The organism is Nocardioides montaniterrae, assembly GCF_054782655.1.
The window spans coordinates 234,257-249,493 of sequence record NZ_BAAGSB010000004.1 but is presented as its reverse complement, the minus strand read 5'-3'; the positions used below and the strand labels follow the sequence as shown (position 1 = coordinate 249,493).

Below are 15,237 nucleotides of genomic sequence, written 5' to 3'. Positions count from 1 at the left end.
ACGCGGCCTAACGAACCCCTAACGGCGGCCACGTCACAATGAACGCCTGGTCGTCGACGGGTTCGCAGGAGGGAGGTGACGCGGTGATGCTCGGCTTGCGCACGGCCGCGCTCAGCAACCGGCGCCGGATCGTGGGCCATGCGCTCGCCGTCGTCGCACCGATCCTGCTCCTGGCCGGCCTGGTACCGCTGCGCGAGCGGCTGGGCCTGGCCGGGGACGTCTCGGTCTACCTCGTGGTGGTCGTCGGCGCCGCCCTGGTCGGCGGGATCGGTCCGGCACTCATCGCCGCGCTCTGGTCCGGCCTGCTGCTCAACTACTTCTTCACCCAGCCATACTCGACGTTCGCCATCAGCGACCCCGACAACGTCGTCGCGCTGGTGGCCTTCGTCGTCGTCGCAGTGATGGTCAGCGGCGTCGTCGACGTTGCCGCGCGCCGGGCCGAGGCCGCGGCCGCGGCAGCCGAGCTCGAGGCCGCCGACCGCATGCGCACGGCCCTGCTGGCGGCGGTCGGCCACGACCTGCGCACCCCACTCGCGGCCACGAAGGCGGTCGTGTCTGGCATGCGTAGTCGTGACGTCACGCTGACCGAGAGCGACCGCGACGAGCTGCTGGCCACCGCCGACGCCGCGCTCGACCGACTCACCGGCCTGGTCGACAACCTGCTGGACATGAGCCGGCTGCAGGCCGGCGCGCTACCCGTCCACCTGCGTCCGGTCGACCTGTCCGGCGTGGTCGTCGCCGCGCTCGACGACCTCGGCGTCGCCCCACGCGGCGTCGTCCTCGACGTGGCCGACGACCTGCCTGCGGCGTACGCCGACGCGGGGCTGCTGGAGCGGGTCGTCGTCAACCTCGTCGCGAACGCCCAGCGCCACTCGGCGCTGCCGCCGCTGGTGACGGCCGCCCACATGGGCCGTCGCGTCGAGCTGTGCGTGGTCGACCAGGGACCGGGCATCCCCGTCACCGATCGCCAGCGGGTCTTCGCTCCGTTCCAGCGGCTGGGCGACACCGACACCTCGACCGGTGTCGGTCTCGGGCTGGCGCTGGCTCGCGGCCTCACCGAGGCGATGGACGGCACGCTGACCCCCCACGAGACCCCCGGCGGCGGCCTGACGATGCGCGTCTCGCTGCCCCTCGCGCCGAAGGCCCTGCCATGAGCCGCATCCTGGTCGTCGACGACGAGCCGCACATCGTCCGGGCCCTCCGCATCAACCTGCGCGCCCGCGGCTGGGACGTCGACGTCGCCGGCGACGGGGGCCAGGCGCTCGAGATGGCGCTCGGGTCGACGTACGACGTCGTGGTCCTCGACCTCGGCCTGCCCGACCTCGACGGCGTCGACGTGCTCGTGCGGCTGCGGACCCGCTCCGAGGTGCCGGTGCTGGTGCTCTCGGGTCGCGGCGACAGCGTCGACAAGGTCGAGGCGCTCGATGCCGGCGCCGACGACTACGTCACCAAGCCGTTCGGCATGGACGAGCTGCTGGCCCGGCTGCGCGCGCTCCTACGCCGCAACGCGGCCTCCGAGGAGCCCCCGCAGCTGGCCTTCGGCGACGTGGTCGTCGACCTGGTCGCCAAGCGGGTGCTGCGCGGCGCGATCGAGGTACGCCTGACGCCGACCGAGTGGCACCTGCTCGAGGTGCTGGTGCGCAACCCGGGCCGGCTGATGTCGCAGCGCGAGCTGCTGCTCGAGGTCTGGGGACCCGGCTACGAGACCGCGCAGGGCAACCTGCGGCTCTACATGGCCCAGCTGCGGCGCAAGCTCGAGAGCGACCCGAGCCGGCCGGTCCACTTCCGCAACGAGCCCGGGATGGGGTACCGGTTCGAGGTGTGAGGGTGGGCCGGGACCAAACAAGTAACACGTCGTCCGCCGGTCTACCGCCCCGTTTTCGGCTCTCCCACGCCGTCACGACAGCGTGGAAGAGCCTCCAGCGACGTGGAGGACCGCCGAACGACGTGTTACTTGTTCGGCCGGCCCCCGCCCACAGCCCTCAGAGGTCGACCGAGAAGTACCGCGTCTCCTGGAACTCCCGGATGCCCTCGCGCGCACCCTCGCGGCCGATGCCGGACTGCTTGACGCCGCCGAACGGGGCGGACGGGTCGGAGACGAGGCCGCGGTTGATGCCGACCATGCCGGCCTCGATCCGCTCGGCCAGCTGGAGGCCGTCCTGGAGCCGGCCGGCATAGAGGTACGCCGCGAGGCCGTACTCGGTGTCGTTGACCAGCCGGATCATCTCGTCGGTGTCGGTCCAGGTCACGACGGGTGCGACGGGGCCGAAGATCTCGCTCTTGAGGATCTCGGCGTCGGGGGCCACGTCGACCAGCACGGTCGGGGCGACGTACCAGCCCTCCGGTGCGGTGGCCTGGTGCGCGATCCGCGCGCCCGCCGCGACGGCGTCGGCCAGCTTGCCGCGGATCTCGTCGGCAGCCTTCTCGGTGATCATCGGGCCGATGTCGTTGCCGTCGGCGGCGGGGCCGACCTTGAGCGCCTCGACGGCCTCGCCGAACTTCGCCACGAAGTCGTCGGCCACGTCAGCGTGGACGTAGAACCGGTTGGCGGAGGTGCAGGCCTGACCGGCGTTGCGGAACTTCGCGATCATCGCGCCCTTCACGGCCTCGTCGAGGTCGGCATCGGCCGTCACGATGAACGGCGCGTTGCCGCCCAGCTCCATGCCGGCGTTGACGACCCGCTCGGCGGCCTGCGCCAGCAGCTTGCGGCCGACGCCGGTGGAGCCGGTGAACGAGACCATCCGGACCCGCTCGTCCTCGAGCCATGCGGTGACGAGCGCTCCCGCGTCGGAGGTGGGTACGACGTTCACGACACCGTCCGGGACGCCGGCCTCCTTGAGCAGGTCGGCGACCGCCAGCGCGGTCAGCGGCGTCTCCGAGGCCGGCTTGAGCACCACCGCGCAGCCGGCGGCCAGCGCCGGGCCGATCTTGCGGGTGGCCATCGCGGCCGGGAAGTTCCACGGCGTGACGAGAGCGGCGACGCCGATCGGCTGGTGGGTCACGAAGGTCCGCGCACCCGAGGCCGGAGCGATCGAGTAGTCGCCCTCGGACCGGACGGCCTCCTCGCCGAACCAGCGGAAGAACTCGGCGGCGTACGCCACCTCGGCGCGGGCGTCGGTCATCGACTTGCCGTTCTCGGCACACATCAGCGCGGCCAGCCGGTCGGTGTTGGCCACCATCAGCTCGTACGTCCGGCGCAGCACCTCGCCGCGCTCGCGAGGTGTCTTCGCCGCCCAGCCGGGCAGAGCGGCGGCCGCCGCATCGACCGCGAGCCGGCCCTCGACGGTGCCCCCGTCGGCGACCGAGGCGATGGTCCTGCCCGTCGCGGGGTCGTGCACGTCGAGGGTGCGCTCGGTCGTGACGGGCGCTCCGTCGATGCGCAGGCCGGTGTCCACACCGGCGATGGCGGGGGCGAAGTCGATCGGAGGGGTGGTCATGCGGTGGTCTCCTCGAAGATCCGCTCGAGCAGGTCGAGCGCCTCGGTCAGCAGGTGGTCGGGGATGGACAGGGGTGGCAGGAAGCGCAGCACGTTGCCGTAGGTGCCGCAGGTCAGCACGATCAGGCCCTGGCGGTGGGCGGCCGTCGCGACGGCGGCGGCGAGCAGGGGGTCCGGGTCGGTGGTGCCGGGCCGGACCAGCTCGACGGCGATCATCGCGCCACGGCCGCGGACCTCGCCGATCCGGTCGTCCTTCGCGGCGAGCGCGGAGAGTCGGCCGCCGAGCTGCTCACCGATCGCGCGCGCCCGCTCGACCAGCCCGTCGGCCTCGATGGTCTCGAGGACCGCAAGCGCGGCGGCACAGGCGAGCGGGTTGCCGCCGTACGTGCCTCCGAGGCCGCCGGCGTGCGGCGCGTCCATGATCTCGGCGCGGCCGGTGACCGCCGAGAGCGGCAGCCCGCCGGCGATGCCCTTGGCGGTGACGATCAGGTCGGGCACCACGCCCTCGTCCTCGCAGGCGAACAGCTGGCCGGTTCGGGCGAAGCCGGTCTGGACCTCGTCGGCGACGAGCACGACGCCGTTGGCCGAGCACCACGCGGCGAGCGCGGGCAGGAAGCCCGGAGCAGGGACGACGAAGCCGCCCTCGCCCTGGATCGGCTCGATGACCACGGCGGCCAGCGAGGCGGCCCCGACCTGCTTCTCGATCACGCCGATCGCGCGGGCCGCGGCCTCCTCGCCGCCGAGTCCGTCGCGCAGCGGGTAGGACATCGGGGCTCGGTAGACCTCGCCGGCGAACGGCCCGAAGCCCTGCTTGTAGGGCATCGCCTTGGCGGTCAGCGCCATCGTCAGGTTGGTGCGGCCGTGGTAGGCGTGGTCGAACGCCACCACCGCCTGCCTGCCCGTGAAGGAGCGGGCGATCTTGACCGCGTTCTCGACCGCCTCGGCGCCGGAGTTGAACAGCGCGGAGCGCTTCTCGTGGTCGCCCGGCGTCAGCCGGTTGAGGGCCTCGCACACCTCCACGTAGCCGTCGTACGGCGTGATCATGAAGCACGTGTGGGTGAACGCCGCCGCCTGCGCGGCGACCGCCTGCGCCACCCGCGGGGCGGCGTTGCCCACCGTCGCGACCGCGATGCCGGAGCCGAGGTCGATCAGCGAGTTGCCGTCGACATCGACCACCACACCGCCTCCGGCGGCGACGGCGTACGTCGGCAGCATCGTCCCCACCGCCCGCGACACGGCGGCGTCCTTGCGGGCCGCGAGCTCGCGCGAGCGCGGGCCCGGGATCTCGGTGACGAGTCGTCTCTCCTGCGGAAGCCCGGGGCCACCCGTCTGCGTCATGAAATCGACACTAATACCGAGTGGCACACCGCACACGTCCGCTGCGACCATCTAGGCATGTTGGGCATCACGGACCTGTCGACGTACCTCGTCGGTCTCGTGCTGATCATCCTGCTGCCCGGCCCGAACACGCTCTACGTCCTCTCGGTCGCGGCCCGACGCGGGCACCGGACGGCGTACCGCGCCGCGGCCGGTGTCTGGACCGGCGACGCGATCTTGATGGTGCTGTCCGCGGCGGGCGCGGCCTCCGCCCTCGAGGCCAGCCCGACGGCGTTCGACATCGTGAAGTTCGTCGGCGCGGGCTACCTCGGCTGGCTGGCGTTCACCCTGGTCCGCAGCGCGGTCCGGACCTGGCGCACCCGCCGGGACGCGGTCGCCGCGGCCACCGCCGGCGTCAGCGTCGAGGAGCTGGAGCGGCCCTACCGCCGGGCGCTGGTGATCAGCCTGCTCAACCCGAAGGCGATCCTGTTCTTCGTCGCGTTCTTCGTGCAGTTCGTCGACCCGGCGTACGACCGGCCGTGGCTGTCGTTCCTGTTCCTCGGCAGCCTGGTCACGCTCTCGAGCGCGATCTACCTGTCCGGCATCATCTTCGGCGGGATCCGGCTGGCGACGATGTTCCGCCGCCGCCGCGGCCTCGCCGCCGCCGGCACCTCCGCGATCGCCGCCGTCTTCGTCACGTTCGCGGTCAAGCTGTCACTCGCCCACGCCTGACGCCTCGGCCCGGCGCAGCAGCAGGACCCGCTCGCTCTCGTTCTGGGTGAGCTCGGCGGCCTCGCGAAAGGCGTACGCCGCCTCGTCGCCGCGACCGGACCGCGCGAGCAGGTCGCCGCGCACGCTCGGCAGCAGGTGCGAGCCGGCCAGCGCGTCGGGGGCGATCGTGTCCAGCACCGCGAGGCCCGCGTCCGGGCCGAACGCCCGGCCGTGCGCCACTGCCCGGTTCACCTCGACGACCGGGCCGGGCGCCGCGGTCGCGAGCACGTCGTACAGCCGCGCGATGGTGCGCCAGTCGGTCTCCGCGGCGGTGCGGGCGCGCGCGTGGCGCGAGGCGATCGCGGCCTGGAGGAAGTAGCGGCCGACCGGCGTGCCCTCGGCCGCCAGGGCCTCGGCGCGGGCGAGGGCCGCGAGGCCGCGGCGGATCAGCAGCTCGTCCCAGAGGCCGCGGTCCTGGTCCTCGAGCAGGACCGGCTCGCCACCGGCCGACACCCGGGCCGGCAGCCGTGAGGCCTGCAGCTCCAGCAGCGCCTGGAGGCCCAGCACCTCGACCTCGTCGGGCATCAGGGTCGCGAGCAATCGGGCGAGACGGATCGCCTCCGTGGTGAGGTCGGGCCGCGACCAGTCCTCGCCGGCGGTCGCGGTGTAGCCCTCGTTGAAGATCAGGTAGATCACGGCCATCACGTCGTCCAGCCGTGCCTCACGGTCCCTGCCCGTGGGCAGGGCGAAGGTCGCGCGGGCCTGCTGCAGCGTCTTCTTGGCCCGCGAGATCCGCTGGCCCATCGTCGACTCGGCGGCCAGGAAGCCGCGCGCGATCTCGGTGGTGGTGAGGCCGCCGACCAGCCGCAGCGTCAGCGCGGCACGCGACTCCGGCGTGAGGGCCGGGTGGCAGGTGAGGAACACCAGCCGGAGGACGTCGTCCTCGATGTGATCGACCTGGGCGTCGAGGTCGGGCATGTCCTCCCCCTCCCGGAGCTGCAGGTCGTGCCCGATCTCGGCCGTCCTGCGGCGCAGGACCTCGGCGCGCCGGAAGTGGTCGATCGCGCGACGCTTGGCGGTGGTCATCAGCCACGCCCCCGGGTTGTCCGGTACGCCGGACGGCCACTGCTCCAGGGCCGCGACGAGGGCGTCCTGGGCGATGTCCTCGGCCAGGGCGACGTCGTACGTCATGCGCGTCAGCGCGGCCACCAGCCGTGGCCACTCCTGGCGCCACGCGGTCGTGATGGCCGCAGACGTGGTGGGCTCGACGGGCACCCGGCCAGCCTAGGGCCGGGTGCCGACGTCGGGATCCGGATCAGTCCTCGGCCGGACCCTCGGAGACCTGGCGCAGGGTGGAGACCATCTTGCAGCCGGGCCAGTGCTTGGCGTGCAGCTCGGCGAACTCCTGGCTGCCCGCGATCGCCTCCTCGACGGTGTCGTACTGCAGCAGCGCCCAGCCACCGACGACCTCCTTGGCCTCGGCGTACGGGCCGTCGACGCGGGTGGTCTGGCCGTCACGCACGACGAAGTTCACGGCGTCCTCGGTGCCGAACAGACCGCCGCCGTCGAGGAAGACACCCTTGGCGGCCTGCTCGCCGACGTAGACGTCCATCGCGTCGAACATCGACTGCGGGGGCATCCCCTGGCCCTCTTCCATCCGCACGAATCCCATGAAACGAGGCATCTGCCCACTCCTTGCTCGGGTGCGGGTCACCGTCGGTCGGTGGCCCTGTCATCAGTACGTCGAACGCCGGACCCGGTCTTCGACATGACCTGCGAAAAAGATTCTGCCCACTGACGCCGACATCGTTCTAGGGTCGGGCGCATGGCGTTCGCAGAGGTCAACGGTCAGCGGCTCCACTTCGAGGACACGGGCGGCGACGGTCCGCCGATCGTGTTCTCGCACGGCCTCTACATGGACCACGAGATGTTCGCGCCGCAGGTCGCCGCGCTCCGCGACCGCTACCGCGTCATCACCTGGGACGAGCGCGCACACGGCGCGACCCAGAGCACGGCCGAGCCGTTCTCCTACTGGGACTCCGCGGCCGACCTGCTCGGGCTGCTCGACCACCTCGGCATCGACCGGGCGGTGCTCGCGGGCATGTCCCAGGGCGGCTACCTCTCGCTCCGGGCCGCACTCACCGCCCCCGAGCGGGTCCGCGGCCTGGTGCTGATCGACACCCAGTCCGGCGTCGAGGACCCGGCCAACCTGGCGTCGTACGACCAGCTCCTGGAGATCTGGACCTCGCCCGCGGGTCCGCCGGACGAGGTGCTCGACATCGTCGCGGCGATCATCCTCGGCGGCGAGTGGTCCGGCGCCGCGGCGTGGAAGGCGAAGTGGAGGGACCTCCCGGCCGACCGGGTGCGCCAGGCCTACACGACCCTGGTCAGCCGCGAGGACGACGTCACCGGTCGGCTCGGCGAGCTGACGATGCCGACGATCGTGATCCACGGCGACCAGGACGCAGCGATCTCCGTCGACCACGCCCGGGCGCTCGCGACCGGGACCGGCGCCGAGCTGGTGCTCGTCCCCGGGGCCGGGCACGCCTCCAACCTGACCCATCCCGACGAGGCCACCGCCGCGATCGAGCGGTTCCTGTCCGGCCTGGAGTGATCCCGGCTCCTCAGAGCCGGCGCCACATCCGCACGTGCGGGCCGATCTCGGGGTCGACCCACTCCGCGCCGACGACCTCGAAGCCGGCGCGGGCGTAGAGGGTGCGGGCCGGCGTACGCGCGTTGCACCAGACGATCGCGGCGTCGCGCAGCCTGAGCTCCTCGAGCATCCGCTCCAGGACGGCAGCGCCGTGACCCTGGCCGCGGTGCTGCGGGTCCGTCGCCATGCCACGGAGCCGCCACGCCGGGTCGGTCTCCGGCTCGGTCTCCGGCTCGGCCGGGAAGGCATCGGGGTGCGCGACGACGCAGCAGACCAGTGCCCGCTCGACGAAGGCACCGATCGCGAACATCCCGGGCACGTCGGTCTCGGCCGCGATCTCGGCCGGCTGCTGGTTCGGGCGGAGCACCTTGCGCCGCAGCCACACGGTCGCCCGCGGATCGACCTGCTCCACCGATGTCGTCGCCACAACCCGATTGTGCCCGTCCACGACCAGCGGCAGGGTGGTCGCCATGGCCTCCTTCGTCGCGCACCTGACCGTCGACTGCCGCAACGCCTACGACCTCTCGCAGTGGTGGAAGCCGGTCCTGGAGTACGTCGACCTCGACGGCGACCCGAACCTCCCCGGCCACGAGGAGTGCATGATCCGCGACCCCGGCTCGGGCCACCGGATCCTGTTCCTCGAGGTCCCCGAGGCCAAGGCCGTCAAGAACCGCCTCCACCTCGACCTGCGCCCGCGCTCCGGCACCCGCGACGAGGAGATCGACCGACTGCTGACGTACGGCGCCACGCTGGTCGACGACCTGCGCGGCAAGGACGGTCCCGGCACGGGCTGGGCCGTGCTCGCCGATCCTGAGGGCAACGAGTTCTGCGTCCTACGGTCGGCCGCCGAGGCCGGCACCGACATCTGAGGGCGCCGCGGCGATAATGGGTCGACATGGCGCCGACTCGGGAGGTTCGACCATGACCAGTGCGACCACGACCAGTGCGTCGCGGGCCAGCGCGCGGAGCCAGTTCCCGCCCGTCGTCTACGTCCCGACGACCGATGAGCCCGATCCCGCCGTACGCCGCGTGATCCTGCACAAGGTCGCCGACGGGCGTACGGCGCTCTTCGTCTACTCCGCGATCGACCGGCTGCACGACTTCTACCTGCCCGGCCAGTCCTGGATCCTGTGTGACGTCCCGGCCCTCCAGCGCCTGCACGAGCAGTCGCCGTACGACCTGCTCTTCCTCGACGTCTCGCCCGGGCTGCGGGAGGGCGAGGCATGAGCATCGACGTCGACCTGGGCGTCCTCGCGACGATCGCGACCTCCCTGGACAAGGGGGCGAGCGGCCTGGACGGGCTGGACGCGACGGCCGCGACCGGTGTCGACGCCGGTCCGATGACCGCGGTGATCGCCGGCATGCTGAGCCAGGTGCTCGACAGCGCCGGCAACATCTCCGACGTCCTCACCGCGACGGCGGGCCGGGTCCGCGAGTGCCGGACCTACTACCAGCGGGCCGACGCCTCGGCCGCCGCCGATCTGGAGGCGATCCACAAGGCGATGACGCCATGAGCGTCGACACCGAGATCCAGGGCTCCCCCGCGGACATCGAGGGCGCCTCCGACTTCCTGCGCCACCACCTGGCCCCCAAGCTCGACCAGTCCGTCGACGACTTCAACAACGCCCGCCAGGACGCCGACGCGTCCTGGGACTCCGCCGCGGGTCGCGAGTTCAGCGGCCTGATGAAGCGCGCCCGTGGCAAGGCCTCCGACCTCCACTCGGCGACGACGTCGATGGCCGGCGACCTCGACACGTTCGCCGCGGCCCTGCGCCGCTGCCAGCACGAGATGGCGAACGTCCGCACCACGGCGACCAAGGCCGGTCTCACGGTGAGCGGTTTCCTGGTCCAGGACCCGGGGCCCTCGCTGCCCCGCCCGGCGCAGCGCTTCACCGGCACCGCGGACCAGGTCGACCAGTACAACGCCGACGTCACGGCGTACAACGCCCAGCAGAAGCTGGTGAACGCCTACGTCCACGCGAGCGTCGAGGCCTCGAGGATCGACCACGAGTACGCCGCCGCCTGCCGCGCGCTGCAGGACCAGTACACCCTCGGCGCGCACGCGTCGTGGATCGTCACGCTGGGCGACATCCTCGGCAAGGCGGGTGAGGCCGCGATCGGCGTCAACATCGGGCTGAAGCAGTCGGCGCTGCACAAGACCGCGCAGGGGCTCCTCGGCGAGGTGAAGAGCGCGATCGACGACCTCAACGCCCACCCCGAGCGCTACGTCAAGCGCAAGTGGGGGTTCCTCAAGACGCTCGACGAGGACAAGCTCAACGCCGACCGGCTCGCGCTCGAGGGCAAGCTCAACAAGGCCTCGCAGCTGCTCGACGAGGCCGGCGAGCTGCACGGCCCGAAGATCCCCAAGATCGTCGGCAAGTTCGGCAAGGTCCTCGGCCCGCTGGGCCTCGGGATCGGCATCTACAACGACTACGAGGACGGCGAGAGCCCCGCCCAGATCGCCACCTCGCAGGGCGTCTCGTTCCTCGCCGGCATGGGCGCCGGCGCCGCGGTCGGTGCCGGGGTCGGCTCCGTCGTACCCGTCGCCGGCACCGCCGTCGGAGCCGTCGCGGGCGCCATCGTCGGGGCCGGCGTCAGCATCTTCTCCGACGGCGTCATCGACTCGATGTTCGAGAACGGCCCGGACGTCGGCGCCGCCCTCGACGAGGGCGTCGGCGCCCTCGAGGACACCGGCGGCGCGATCGCCGACGGCGTCGGCAAGCTCGGCGGCGCGATCGGCGGGCTGTTCGATTGAGCAGGTACGCCGACGCCGGGATCCATCTGTTCCTGGGCGCGCTGGCCGCTGTCATCGGCTGGGGCCTGCTGATCGACCCCGGCACCTCGGCGTACGTCGCGATGCGGGTGCTGGCCGGCTACGCCCTGTGGTGCGCGGCGATCTCGGTCGTGCGCGCGGTCGCCGGCGAACGGATCGACCGCTGGTACGACGAGGGCGTCAACCTCGGCCTCGCGGCCCTCGCCCTCGTCCTCGCCGTCGTGGCCCTCTCCTGGGACGGGTCGGCGGCGCTGGCCGCCGTGCCGCTGGCGGTGGTGGGTCTCGCGCTCCTCGCCCGCACCGCCCTGAGGCTGCGCCGATGAACCGGCCTCCGCTCTGGACGATCCTGCTCGGCCTCCCTGTCGGCGCCGGCGTGATCGCGATCGGCATCGCTCTCATCGGCCGGTCCACCACGGCCGTCGGGACGGGGTGGGCGTCGCTGTTCGTCGTGCTCGGCGTGGTGCTGCTGCTCTCCGACGCGGCCCTGCTCGCTCCCGATCGGGCGGCCCGCCGCGTCGACCTGCGCCTCGTGGCCGGGCTGCTCGACCTCGCGCTGCTCGGGGCCTGGTCGCTGGCGATGGCGGTCATCGCGCTGGGCGAGCACGCCCCTCCCGCGTGGGTCCTGCTCGCGCTGGCGCTGACGGCCTTCCTGTGGGGCGCGGCCGTCGTCGGCGTACGCCGCGCCAGGGCCTGATCCGGCGCGGCGTCACGGACGGCCGCGGCGCGATCAGGCCAGGGCGACCATGGCGATAGGGTTCCTGGTCGGTACCTGGGACCCGCCCGCCGGCTCGATGGTGATGCCCAGCGCCCGCGCGTTGCCGGCGTTGCCGCGCACCACGACGCGGAGGTCGGTGCCGTCGGAGAACAGCCCGGCCGGGGCCAGGTGCCCCGAGGGACGCTGCAGCCACAGCTCGTAGACCTTGCCCGACGGCGCCGAGCCCATCCCGCTCGCCACGACCACGGCCCGGTCGAGCGAGACCGAGCGGTAGACGGTGACCTTGCCACCGCCCCGGACGGAGCTGCTGACCCGCTGGACGTCGTCGGCGTGCATGACCTGCGTCGCCAGGGACGGCAGGGCCGCCGGCGGCGCCGCGTCGGTCCACGGGTGCACGACGGCGGTGGTCCCGCCCGCGACGACCGCGGCTGCCGCGGCGGCCAGGCCGATGCGGGTCCAGCGCTGCCGCCGCACGAGCGGGCGGACGTTGTCGGGAGCCGCGGCCGGCTCGGCGTTCTCGAGCGGAGGAAGCGGTCGTACGTCGGAGATGCCGGCCAGCACCGAGGCACGCAGGCTCGGCGGCGGGGGCATCTCGGTGATGGCGGCCAGCTCGACCGCCGCGGCGCGCAGACCGGCGACCTCGTCGCGGCAGGACGCGCAGTCGGCCAGGTGGCGCTCGAAGTCGACGCGCTCGGCGTCGTCGAGGGCGTCGACGGCGTACGCACCGGACAGTGCGTGGATGTCGCTGCTCATCGGTTCACCCCCACTCCCCAAGTGTCTCTCAACCGGATCAGGCCGTCCCTGATCCGGGTCTTCGCGGTGCCGAGCGGCAGGTCGAGCAGACCAGCCACCTCGGTGTGGGTGTAGCCACCCAGGTAGGCGAGCGAGACCGCCTCGCGCTGGACCGGCGTGAGCTGGTCCAGCGCGGAGCGGACCCGCCGCGCCTCGAACGAGGCATGGGCCGCCTCGGCGGTCGAGTCGTGCTCGACCTCCCGGTTGCGGCGCTCATAGGCCTCGTCGCGACGGCCGGCCGCCTCGGCCGAGCGGACCCGGTCGACGGCCCGGCCGTGCGCGATCGTGAGGATCCACGCCAGCGCGCTGCCCCGAGCGGGGTCGAACCGGGACGCGTTCCGCCACACCTCGAGGTAGACCTCCTGGGCCACCTCCTCGGCCTGGTGCGGGTCGCGGAGGACCCGGCGGACGAGGCCGTAGACCCGCGGGGCCGTGGCGTCGTACAGCTCGGCGAACGCCGCCTCGTCCCCCCGCGCCGAGCGATGCAGCAGCGCGGGGAGGTCCGGGAGGCCGGTCGGCTGCCCCGTGGCGGGGGCGCCGTCCGGTTCCGGCAGAGGCTGGTCCATGGCGTGATTCTTTCGTCAACGGCGGGGTGGTGGGGTCACTTCTTGGGAAGCAGGACCTGGTCGATGACGTAGACCGTGGCGTTCGAGGTCGGGATGTTGCCGCAGAGCACGTGCGCGCCGTCGACCGTCATGCCGTTGGTGTCGCCCTTGACGGTGACCTGGTCCTTGTTGAGGGTCGTCTGGGTGCCGACGACCTGCTTCGGGTCGAGCTGACCGCCCACGACGTGGTGCGTCAGGATCTCGGTGAGCAGCGTCTTGTTCGCCAGCACGGCGGCCAGCTGCTTCTTCGGGATCTTGCCGAACGCGTCGTTCGTGGGTGCGAAGACGGTGAGACCGTCGGCGCCGTTGAGGGTGTCGACCAGGCCGGCCTTGGTCACCGCGGTGACCAGCGTGCTGAGCAGCGGGTTGTTGCTCGCGGCGGTCGCGACCGGGTCGTTGACCATGCCGTCGAAGGAGCCGGCACCGGACTTCGGGATCGCCGAGCAGGCGGGACCGAAGGTCTGGTCGGCGGCGCTCGCGCCCATCGCGGTGGACGGGCCGGGCGTCGCGGAGCTGTCGCTGTCGCTGCCACAGGCGGCCAGACCGCCGGTGAGGGCGAGGGCGAGGGCGGCGAGGCCGGTGCGGCGCAGGTTCCTGTTCATGGGTTCTACCTTCCGATCGAGGACCCGCGGTGGGTCCTGGTGATGAGTGGTTCGGAGCGGGGAGCAGATCGGATGGGTGACTCAGGACACAGTCACGGAGATCGACTGCAGGCCGCTGGACCCGGCCGGGAACGGCAGCGTGCGCACCGGCGTCTGGACCGTGCCCGCACCGTCGGTGACGCGGCAGCTGAGCTGGTGGTCACCCGGGGTCGCCGGCCAGCGGTGGAACCACTGGCGCCAGTAGTCGTTGCCGCCGGTCGGGCCGAGCGTGGCCGGCAGCCACGGGCCACCGTCGACGCTGACCTCGACCTTGGCCACACCACCGGCCTCCTGCGCCCAGGCGACTCCGCCGATGACGACGTCACCGGCCTCGAGCGACTGCAGCGGACGAGGGGTGTCGATGCGGCTGGAGATCTTGATCGGCGCACGTGTCGCCCAGTCGCGCTTGGTCCAGTACGCCTGCCTCTCGGCGTACGTCGTCACCGTCAGCCGGGTGACCCACTTGGTCGCGCTGATGAAGCCGTAGAGACCGGGCACGACCAGCCGGGCCGGGAAGCCGTGCTCGCGCGGCAGCGGTACGCCGTTCATGCCGACCGCGAGCATCGCGTCGCGCCCATCGGTCAGCAGGTCGAGCGGGGTGCTGATGGTCATCCCGCCGACATCGGTGCTGAGCACCTGGTCGGCACCGGCCTGCACGCCGGCGCGGTCCAGCAGGTCCTGCAGGCGTACGCCGAGCCAGCGGGCGCTGCCGACGTAGGGACCGCCGACGCTGTTGCTGACGCACGTGACGGTGACGTCGCGCTCGATCAGTGGCATCGCGAGGACCTCGTCGAAGCTGATCGTGAACGGGTGGTCGACCATCCCGTCGATCTCCAGGCTCCACGACGAGCTGTCGACGACGGGTACGTCGAGGCGGGTGTCGACCCGGTAGAAGTGCGCGTTCGGGGTGACGAAGGGCGTGATCCCGGGGACCGTGCGGTCGAGGCCGGCCGGCAGCGGGACCGCCGCGTCGGTCGCCGCCGGCAGGGTGATGTTCTCGGGACGGGCGCGCACGCTGATCACGCGACGGCCCAGCCCGCCCAGGCCCGCCGCGCCGGCACCGAGCGCGGCCAGGCCGACGAGGACGGCCCGGCGCGAGCCGCGCGCACCACCATCGAGCGGGTCGGTCGTGGCCCGGTCGCGTCCGAGGTGCAGCAGCAGGAGCAGGGCGCCCGACGCCACGACGGCGGTGAGCACGCTGGGCAGCACCTGGGTCGGGCCGGCCAGCGGCCGGCTCAGCGCACAGATCCCCGCGACGGTCGCGAGCGCGACGAAGGCACCGACCCCGTACGCCGTACGCCGGCGCGCCAGCGGCCCGACGACGCCGGCCACCAACAGCACCACCACGAGCACCGATCCGGTGAGGATCTGCTTGTCGTGCGTGCCGAAGTGGACGATCGCCCACTCCTTGACCGGTGTCGGTGTGTGGTCGATGACCACCGAGCCGACCGCCAGCACCGGCGATGCGGCCGGCGTGGTCAGGGCGGCGTACAGGTGGCCGGCCGCGAGGCCGAGGCCTCCGGCGACCGGGCCGAGCAGGGCGGTGGTCGGACGGTTCATGGAGGGGGTTCGGAGCCGGCCCGCGATCGGATGG

Annotated in this window: 19 protein-coding genes; 10 read left to right on the top strand and 9 right to left on the bottom strand. The window is 72.7% G+C overall.

Annotated features, from left to right (window positions below; all coding sequences use genetic code 11):
• Window positions 1-86 precede the first annotated feature (86 nt).
• Both ACYVJ3_RS09135 and ACYVJ3_RS09130 read left to right on the top strand, forming a co-directional pair.
• The gene (locus ACYVJ3_RS09135) at window positions 87-1,154 is read left to right on the top strand and encodes a sensor histidine kinase (RefSeq protein WP_460852599.1); all 1,068 of its coding nucleotides are present in this window, start codon (window positions 87-89) and stop codon (window positions 1,152-1,154) included.
• Window positions 1,151-1,825, top strand: a complete 675-nt coding sequence (locus ACYVJ3_RS09130) for a response regulator (protein WP_460852598.1) — start codon at window positions 1,151-1,153, stop codon at window positions 1,823-1,825. Before ACYVJ3_RS09135 ends, ACYVJ3_RS09130 begins: the two co-directional genes overlap by 4 nt.
• Window positions 1,826-1,982: 157 nt before the next feature.
• Here the strand turns inward: ACYVJ3_RS09130 and ACYVJ3_RS09125 are convergent, their stop codons facing one another.
• Together ACYVJ3_RS09125 and gabT are read right to left on the bottom strand one after the other, a co-directional pair.
• The gene (locus ACYVJ3_RS09125) at window positions 1,983-3,437 is read right to left on the bottom strand and encodes an NAD-dependent succinate-semialdehyde dehydrogenase (protein WP_460852596.1); all 1,455 of its coding nucleotides are present in this window, start codon (window positions 3,435-3,437) and stop codon (window positions 1,983-1,985) included.
• Window positions 3,434-4,774: a 4-aminobutyrate--2-oxoglutarate transaminase gene (gene gabT / locus ACYVJ3_RS09120; protein ID WP_460852595.1), complete on the bottom strand. Its 1,341-nt coding sequence runs from the start codon at window positions 4,772-4,774 to the stop codon at window positions 3,434-3,436. Before gabT ends, ACYVJ3_RS09125 begins: the two co-directional genes overlap by 4 nt.
• Window positions 4,775-4,831: 57 nt before the next feature.
• Between gabT and leuE the strand changes: the two genes are divergently transcribed.
• Window positions 4,832-5,485, top strand: a complete 654-nt coding sequence (gene leuE, locus ACYVJ3_RS09115; protein ID WP_460852594.1) for a leucine efflux protein LeuE — start codon at window positions 4,832-4,834, stop codon at window positions 5,483-5,485.
• Here the strand turns inward: leuE and ACYVJ3_RS09110 are convergent.
• Both ACYVJ3_RS09110 and ACYVJ3_RS09105 read right to left on the bottom strand, forming a co-directional pair.
• The gene (locus tag ACYVJ3_RS09110) at window positions 5,468-6,739 is read right to left on the bottom strand and encodes an RNA polymerase sigma factor (RefSeq protein WP_460852592.1); all 1,272 of its coding nucleotides are present in this window, start codon (window positions 6,737-6,739) and stop codon (window positions 5,468-5,470) included. The genes leuE and ACYVJ3_RS09110 overlap by 18 nt on opposite strands.
• Before the next feature lie 40 nt (window positions 6,740-6,779).
• Window positions 6,780-7,148, bottom strand: coding sequence for a YciI family protein (locus ACYVJ3_RS09105; protein ID WP_460852590.1), 369 nt, complete (start codon window positions 7,146-7,148; stop codon window positions 6,780-6,782).
• A 141-nt stretch (window positions 7,149-7,289) separates the two neighbouring features.
• On the opposite strand from ACYVJ3_RS09105, the gene ACYVJ3_RS09100 reads away from it, so the two are divergent.
• On the top strand, window positions 7,290-8,078 hold the full coding sequence (locus ACYVJ3_RS09100) for an alpha/beta fold hydrolase (RefSeq protein WP_460852589.1): 789 nt from the start codon (window positions 7,290-7,292) through the stop codon (window positions 8,076-8,078).
• 10 nt (window positions 8,079-8,088) lie between these two features.
• On the opposite strand, the gene ACYVJ3_RS09095 is transcribed toward ACYVJ3_RS09100, so the two are convergent.
• Window positions 8,089-8,589, bottom strand: a complete 501-nt coding sequence (locus ACYVJ3_RS09095; protein ID WP_460852587.1) for a GNAT family N-acetyltransferase — start codon at window positions 8,587-8,589, stop codon at window positions 8,089-8,091.
• Here ACYVJ3_RS09095 and ACYVJ3_RS09090 point away from each other — a divergent pair.
• The 6 genes from ACYVJ3_RS09090 to ACYVJ3_RS09065 are packed head-to-tail and all read left to right on the top strand — an operon-like array spanning window position 8,588 to window position 11,584.
• Window positions 8,588-8,986, top strand: coding sequence for a VOC family protein (locus ACYVJ3_RS09090; RefSeq protein WP_460852586.1), 399 nt, complete (start codon window positions 8,588-8,590; stop codon window positions 8,984-8,986). The two genes, ACYVJ3_RS09095 and ACYVJ3_RS09090, sit on opposite strands and share 2 nt — an antisense overlap.
• Window positions 8,987-9,038: 52 nt before the next feature.
• A complete protein-coding gene (locus tag ACYVJ3_RS09085; protein ID WP_460852584.1) occupies window positions 9,039-9,344 on the top strand; it encodes an SAV_915 family protein in 306 nt (101 codons plus the stop codon).
• Window positions 9,341-9,631, top strand: a complete 291-nt coding sequence (locus tag ACYVJ3_RS09080) for a hypothetical protein (RefSeq protein WP_460852582.1) — start codon at window positions 9,341-9,343, stop codon at window positions 9,629-9,631. The genes ACYVJ3_RS09085 and ACYVJ3_RS09080 overlap by 4 nt, the downstream gene beginning before the upstream one ends.
• Window positions 9,628-10,872, top strand: coding sequence for a hypothetical protein (locus ACYVJ3_RS09075; RefSeq protein ID WP_460852581.1), 1,245 nt, complete (start codon window positions 9,628-9,630; stop codon window positions 10,870-10,872). Before ACYVJ3_RS09080 ends, ACYVJ3_RS09075 begins: the two co-directional genes overlap by 4 nt.
• Window positions 10,869-11,213, top strand: a complete 345-nt coding sequence (locus tag ACYVJ3_RS09070) for a hypothetical protein (protein ID WP_460852579.1) — start codon at window positions 10,869-10,871, stop codon at window positions 11,211-11,213. Before ACYVJ3_RS09075 ends, ACYVJ3_RS09070 begins: the two co-directional genes overlap by 4 nt.
• On the top strand, window positions 11,210-11,584 hold the full coding sequence (locus ACYVJ3_RS09065) for a hypothetical protein (RefSeq protein WP_460852578.1): 375 nt from the start codon (window positions 11,210-11,212) through the stop codon (window positions 11,582-11,584). Before ACYVJ3_RS09070 ends, ACYVJ3_RS09065 begins: the two co-directional genes overlap by 4 nt.
• Before the next feature lie 33 nt (window positions 11,585-11,617).
• Here the strand turns inward: ACYVJ3_RS09065 and ACYVJ3_RS09060 are convergent, their stop codons facing one another.
• The 4 genes from ACYVJ3_RS09060 to ACYVJ3_RS09045 form a co-directional block, all read right to left on the bottom strand.
• Complete coding sequence (locus tag ACYVJ3_RS09060) at window positions 11,618-12,358, bottom strand: anti-sigma factor (protein ID WP_460852575.1); 741 nt, start codon at window positions 12,356-12,358, stop codon at window positions 11,618-11,620.
• Complete coding sequence (sigK, locus tag ACYVJ3_RS09055; protein ID WP_460852573.1) at window positions 12,355-12,963, bottom strand: ECF RNA polymerase sigma factor SigK; 609 nt, start codon at window positions 12,961-12,963, stop codon at window positions 12,355-12,357. Before sigK ends, ACYVJ3_RS09060 begins: the two co-directional genes overlap by 4 nt.
• A 35-nt stretch (window positions 12,964-12,998) precedes the next feature.
• Window positions 12,999-13,604 (bottom strand): fasciclin domain-containing protein, encoded by a 606-nt coding sequence (locus ACYVJ3_RS09050; RefSeq protein ID WP_460852571.1) that lies wholly within the window; start codon window positions 13,602-13,604, stop codon window positions 12,999-13,001.
• 81 nt (window positions 13,605-13,685) lie between these two features.
• The gene (locus ACYVJ3_RS09045) at window positions 13,686-15,203 is read right to left on the bottom strand and encodes a molybdopterin-dependent oxidoreductase (protein WP_460852570.1); all 1,518 of its coding nucleotides are present in this window, start codon (window positions 15,201-15,203) and stop codon (window positions 13,686-13,688) included.
• Window positions 15,204-15,237: the final 34 nt, after the last annotated feature.

Coding starts and splice junctions, on each gene's coding strand:
- ACYVJ3_RS09135 (WP_460852599.1), top strand. CDS start 87: ATGCTCGGCTTGCGCACGGCCGCGCTCAGCAACCGGCGCCGGATCGTG.
- ACYVJ3_RS09130 (WP_460852598.1), top strand. CDS start 1,151: ATGAGCCGCATCCTGGTCGTCGACGACGAGCCGCACATCGTCCGGGCC.
- ACYVJ3_RS09125 (WP_460852596.1), bottom strand. CDS start 3,437: ATGACCACCCCTCCGATCGACTTCGCCCCCGCCATCGCCGGTGTGGAC.
- gabT (WP_460852595.1), bottom strand. CDS start 4,774: ATGACGCAGACGGGTGGCCCCGGGCTTCCGCAGGAGAGACGACTCGTC.
- leuE (WP_460852594.1), top strand. CDS start 4,832: ATGTTGGGCATCACGGACCTGTCGACGTACCTCGTCGGTCTCGTGCTG.
- ACYVJ3_RS09105 (WP_460852590.1), bottom strand. CDS start 7,148: ATGCCTCGTTTCATGGGATTCGTGCGGATGGAAGAGGGCCAGGGGATG.
- ACYVJ3_RS09100 (WP_460852589.1), top strand. CDS start 7,290: ATGGCGTTCGCAGAGGTCAACGGTCAGCGGCTCCACTTCGAGGACACG.
- ACYVJ3_RS09090 (WP_460852586.1), top strand. CDS start 8,588: ATGGCCTCCTTCGTCGCGCACCTGACCGTCGACTGCCGCAACGCCTAC.
- ACYVJ3_RS09095 (WP_460852587.1), bottom strand. CDS start 8,589: ATGGCGACCACCCTGCCGCTGGTCGTGGACGGGCACAATCGGGTTGTG.
- ACYVJ3_RS09085 (WP_460852584.1), top strand. CDS start 9,039: ATGACCAGTGCGACCACGACCAGTGCGTCGCGGGCCAGCGCGCGGAGC.
- ACYVJ3_RS09080 (WP_460852582.1), top strand. CDS start 9,341: ATGAGCATCGACGTCGACCTGGGCGTCCTCGCGACGATCGCGACCTCC.
- ACYVJ3_RS09075 (WP_460852581.1), top strand. CDS start 9,628: ATGAGCGTCGACACCGAGATCCAGGGCTCCCCCGCGGACATCGAGGGC.
- ACYVJ3_RS09065 (WP_460852578.1), top strand. CDS start 11,210: ATGAACCGGCCTCCGCTCTGGACGATCCTGCTCGGCCTCCCTGTCGGC.
- ACYVJ3_RS09060 (WP_460852575.1), bottom strand. CDS start 12,358: ATGAGCAGCGACATCCACGCACTGTCCGGTGCGTACGCCGTCGACGCC.
- sigK (WP_460852573.1), bottom strand. CDS start 12,963: ATGGACCAGCCTCTGCCGGAACCGGACGGCGCCCCCGCCACGGGGCAG.
- ACYVJ3_RS09050 (WP_460852571.1), bottom strand. CDS start 13,604: ATGAACAGGAACCTGCGCCGCACCGGCCTCGCCGCCCTCGCCCTCGCC.
- ACYVJ3_RS09045 (WP_460852570.1), bottom strand. CDS start 15,203: ATGAACCGTCCGACCACCGCCCTGCTCGGCCCGGTCGCCGGAGGCCTC.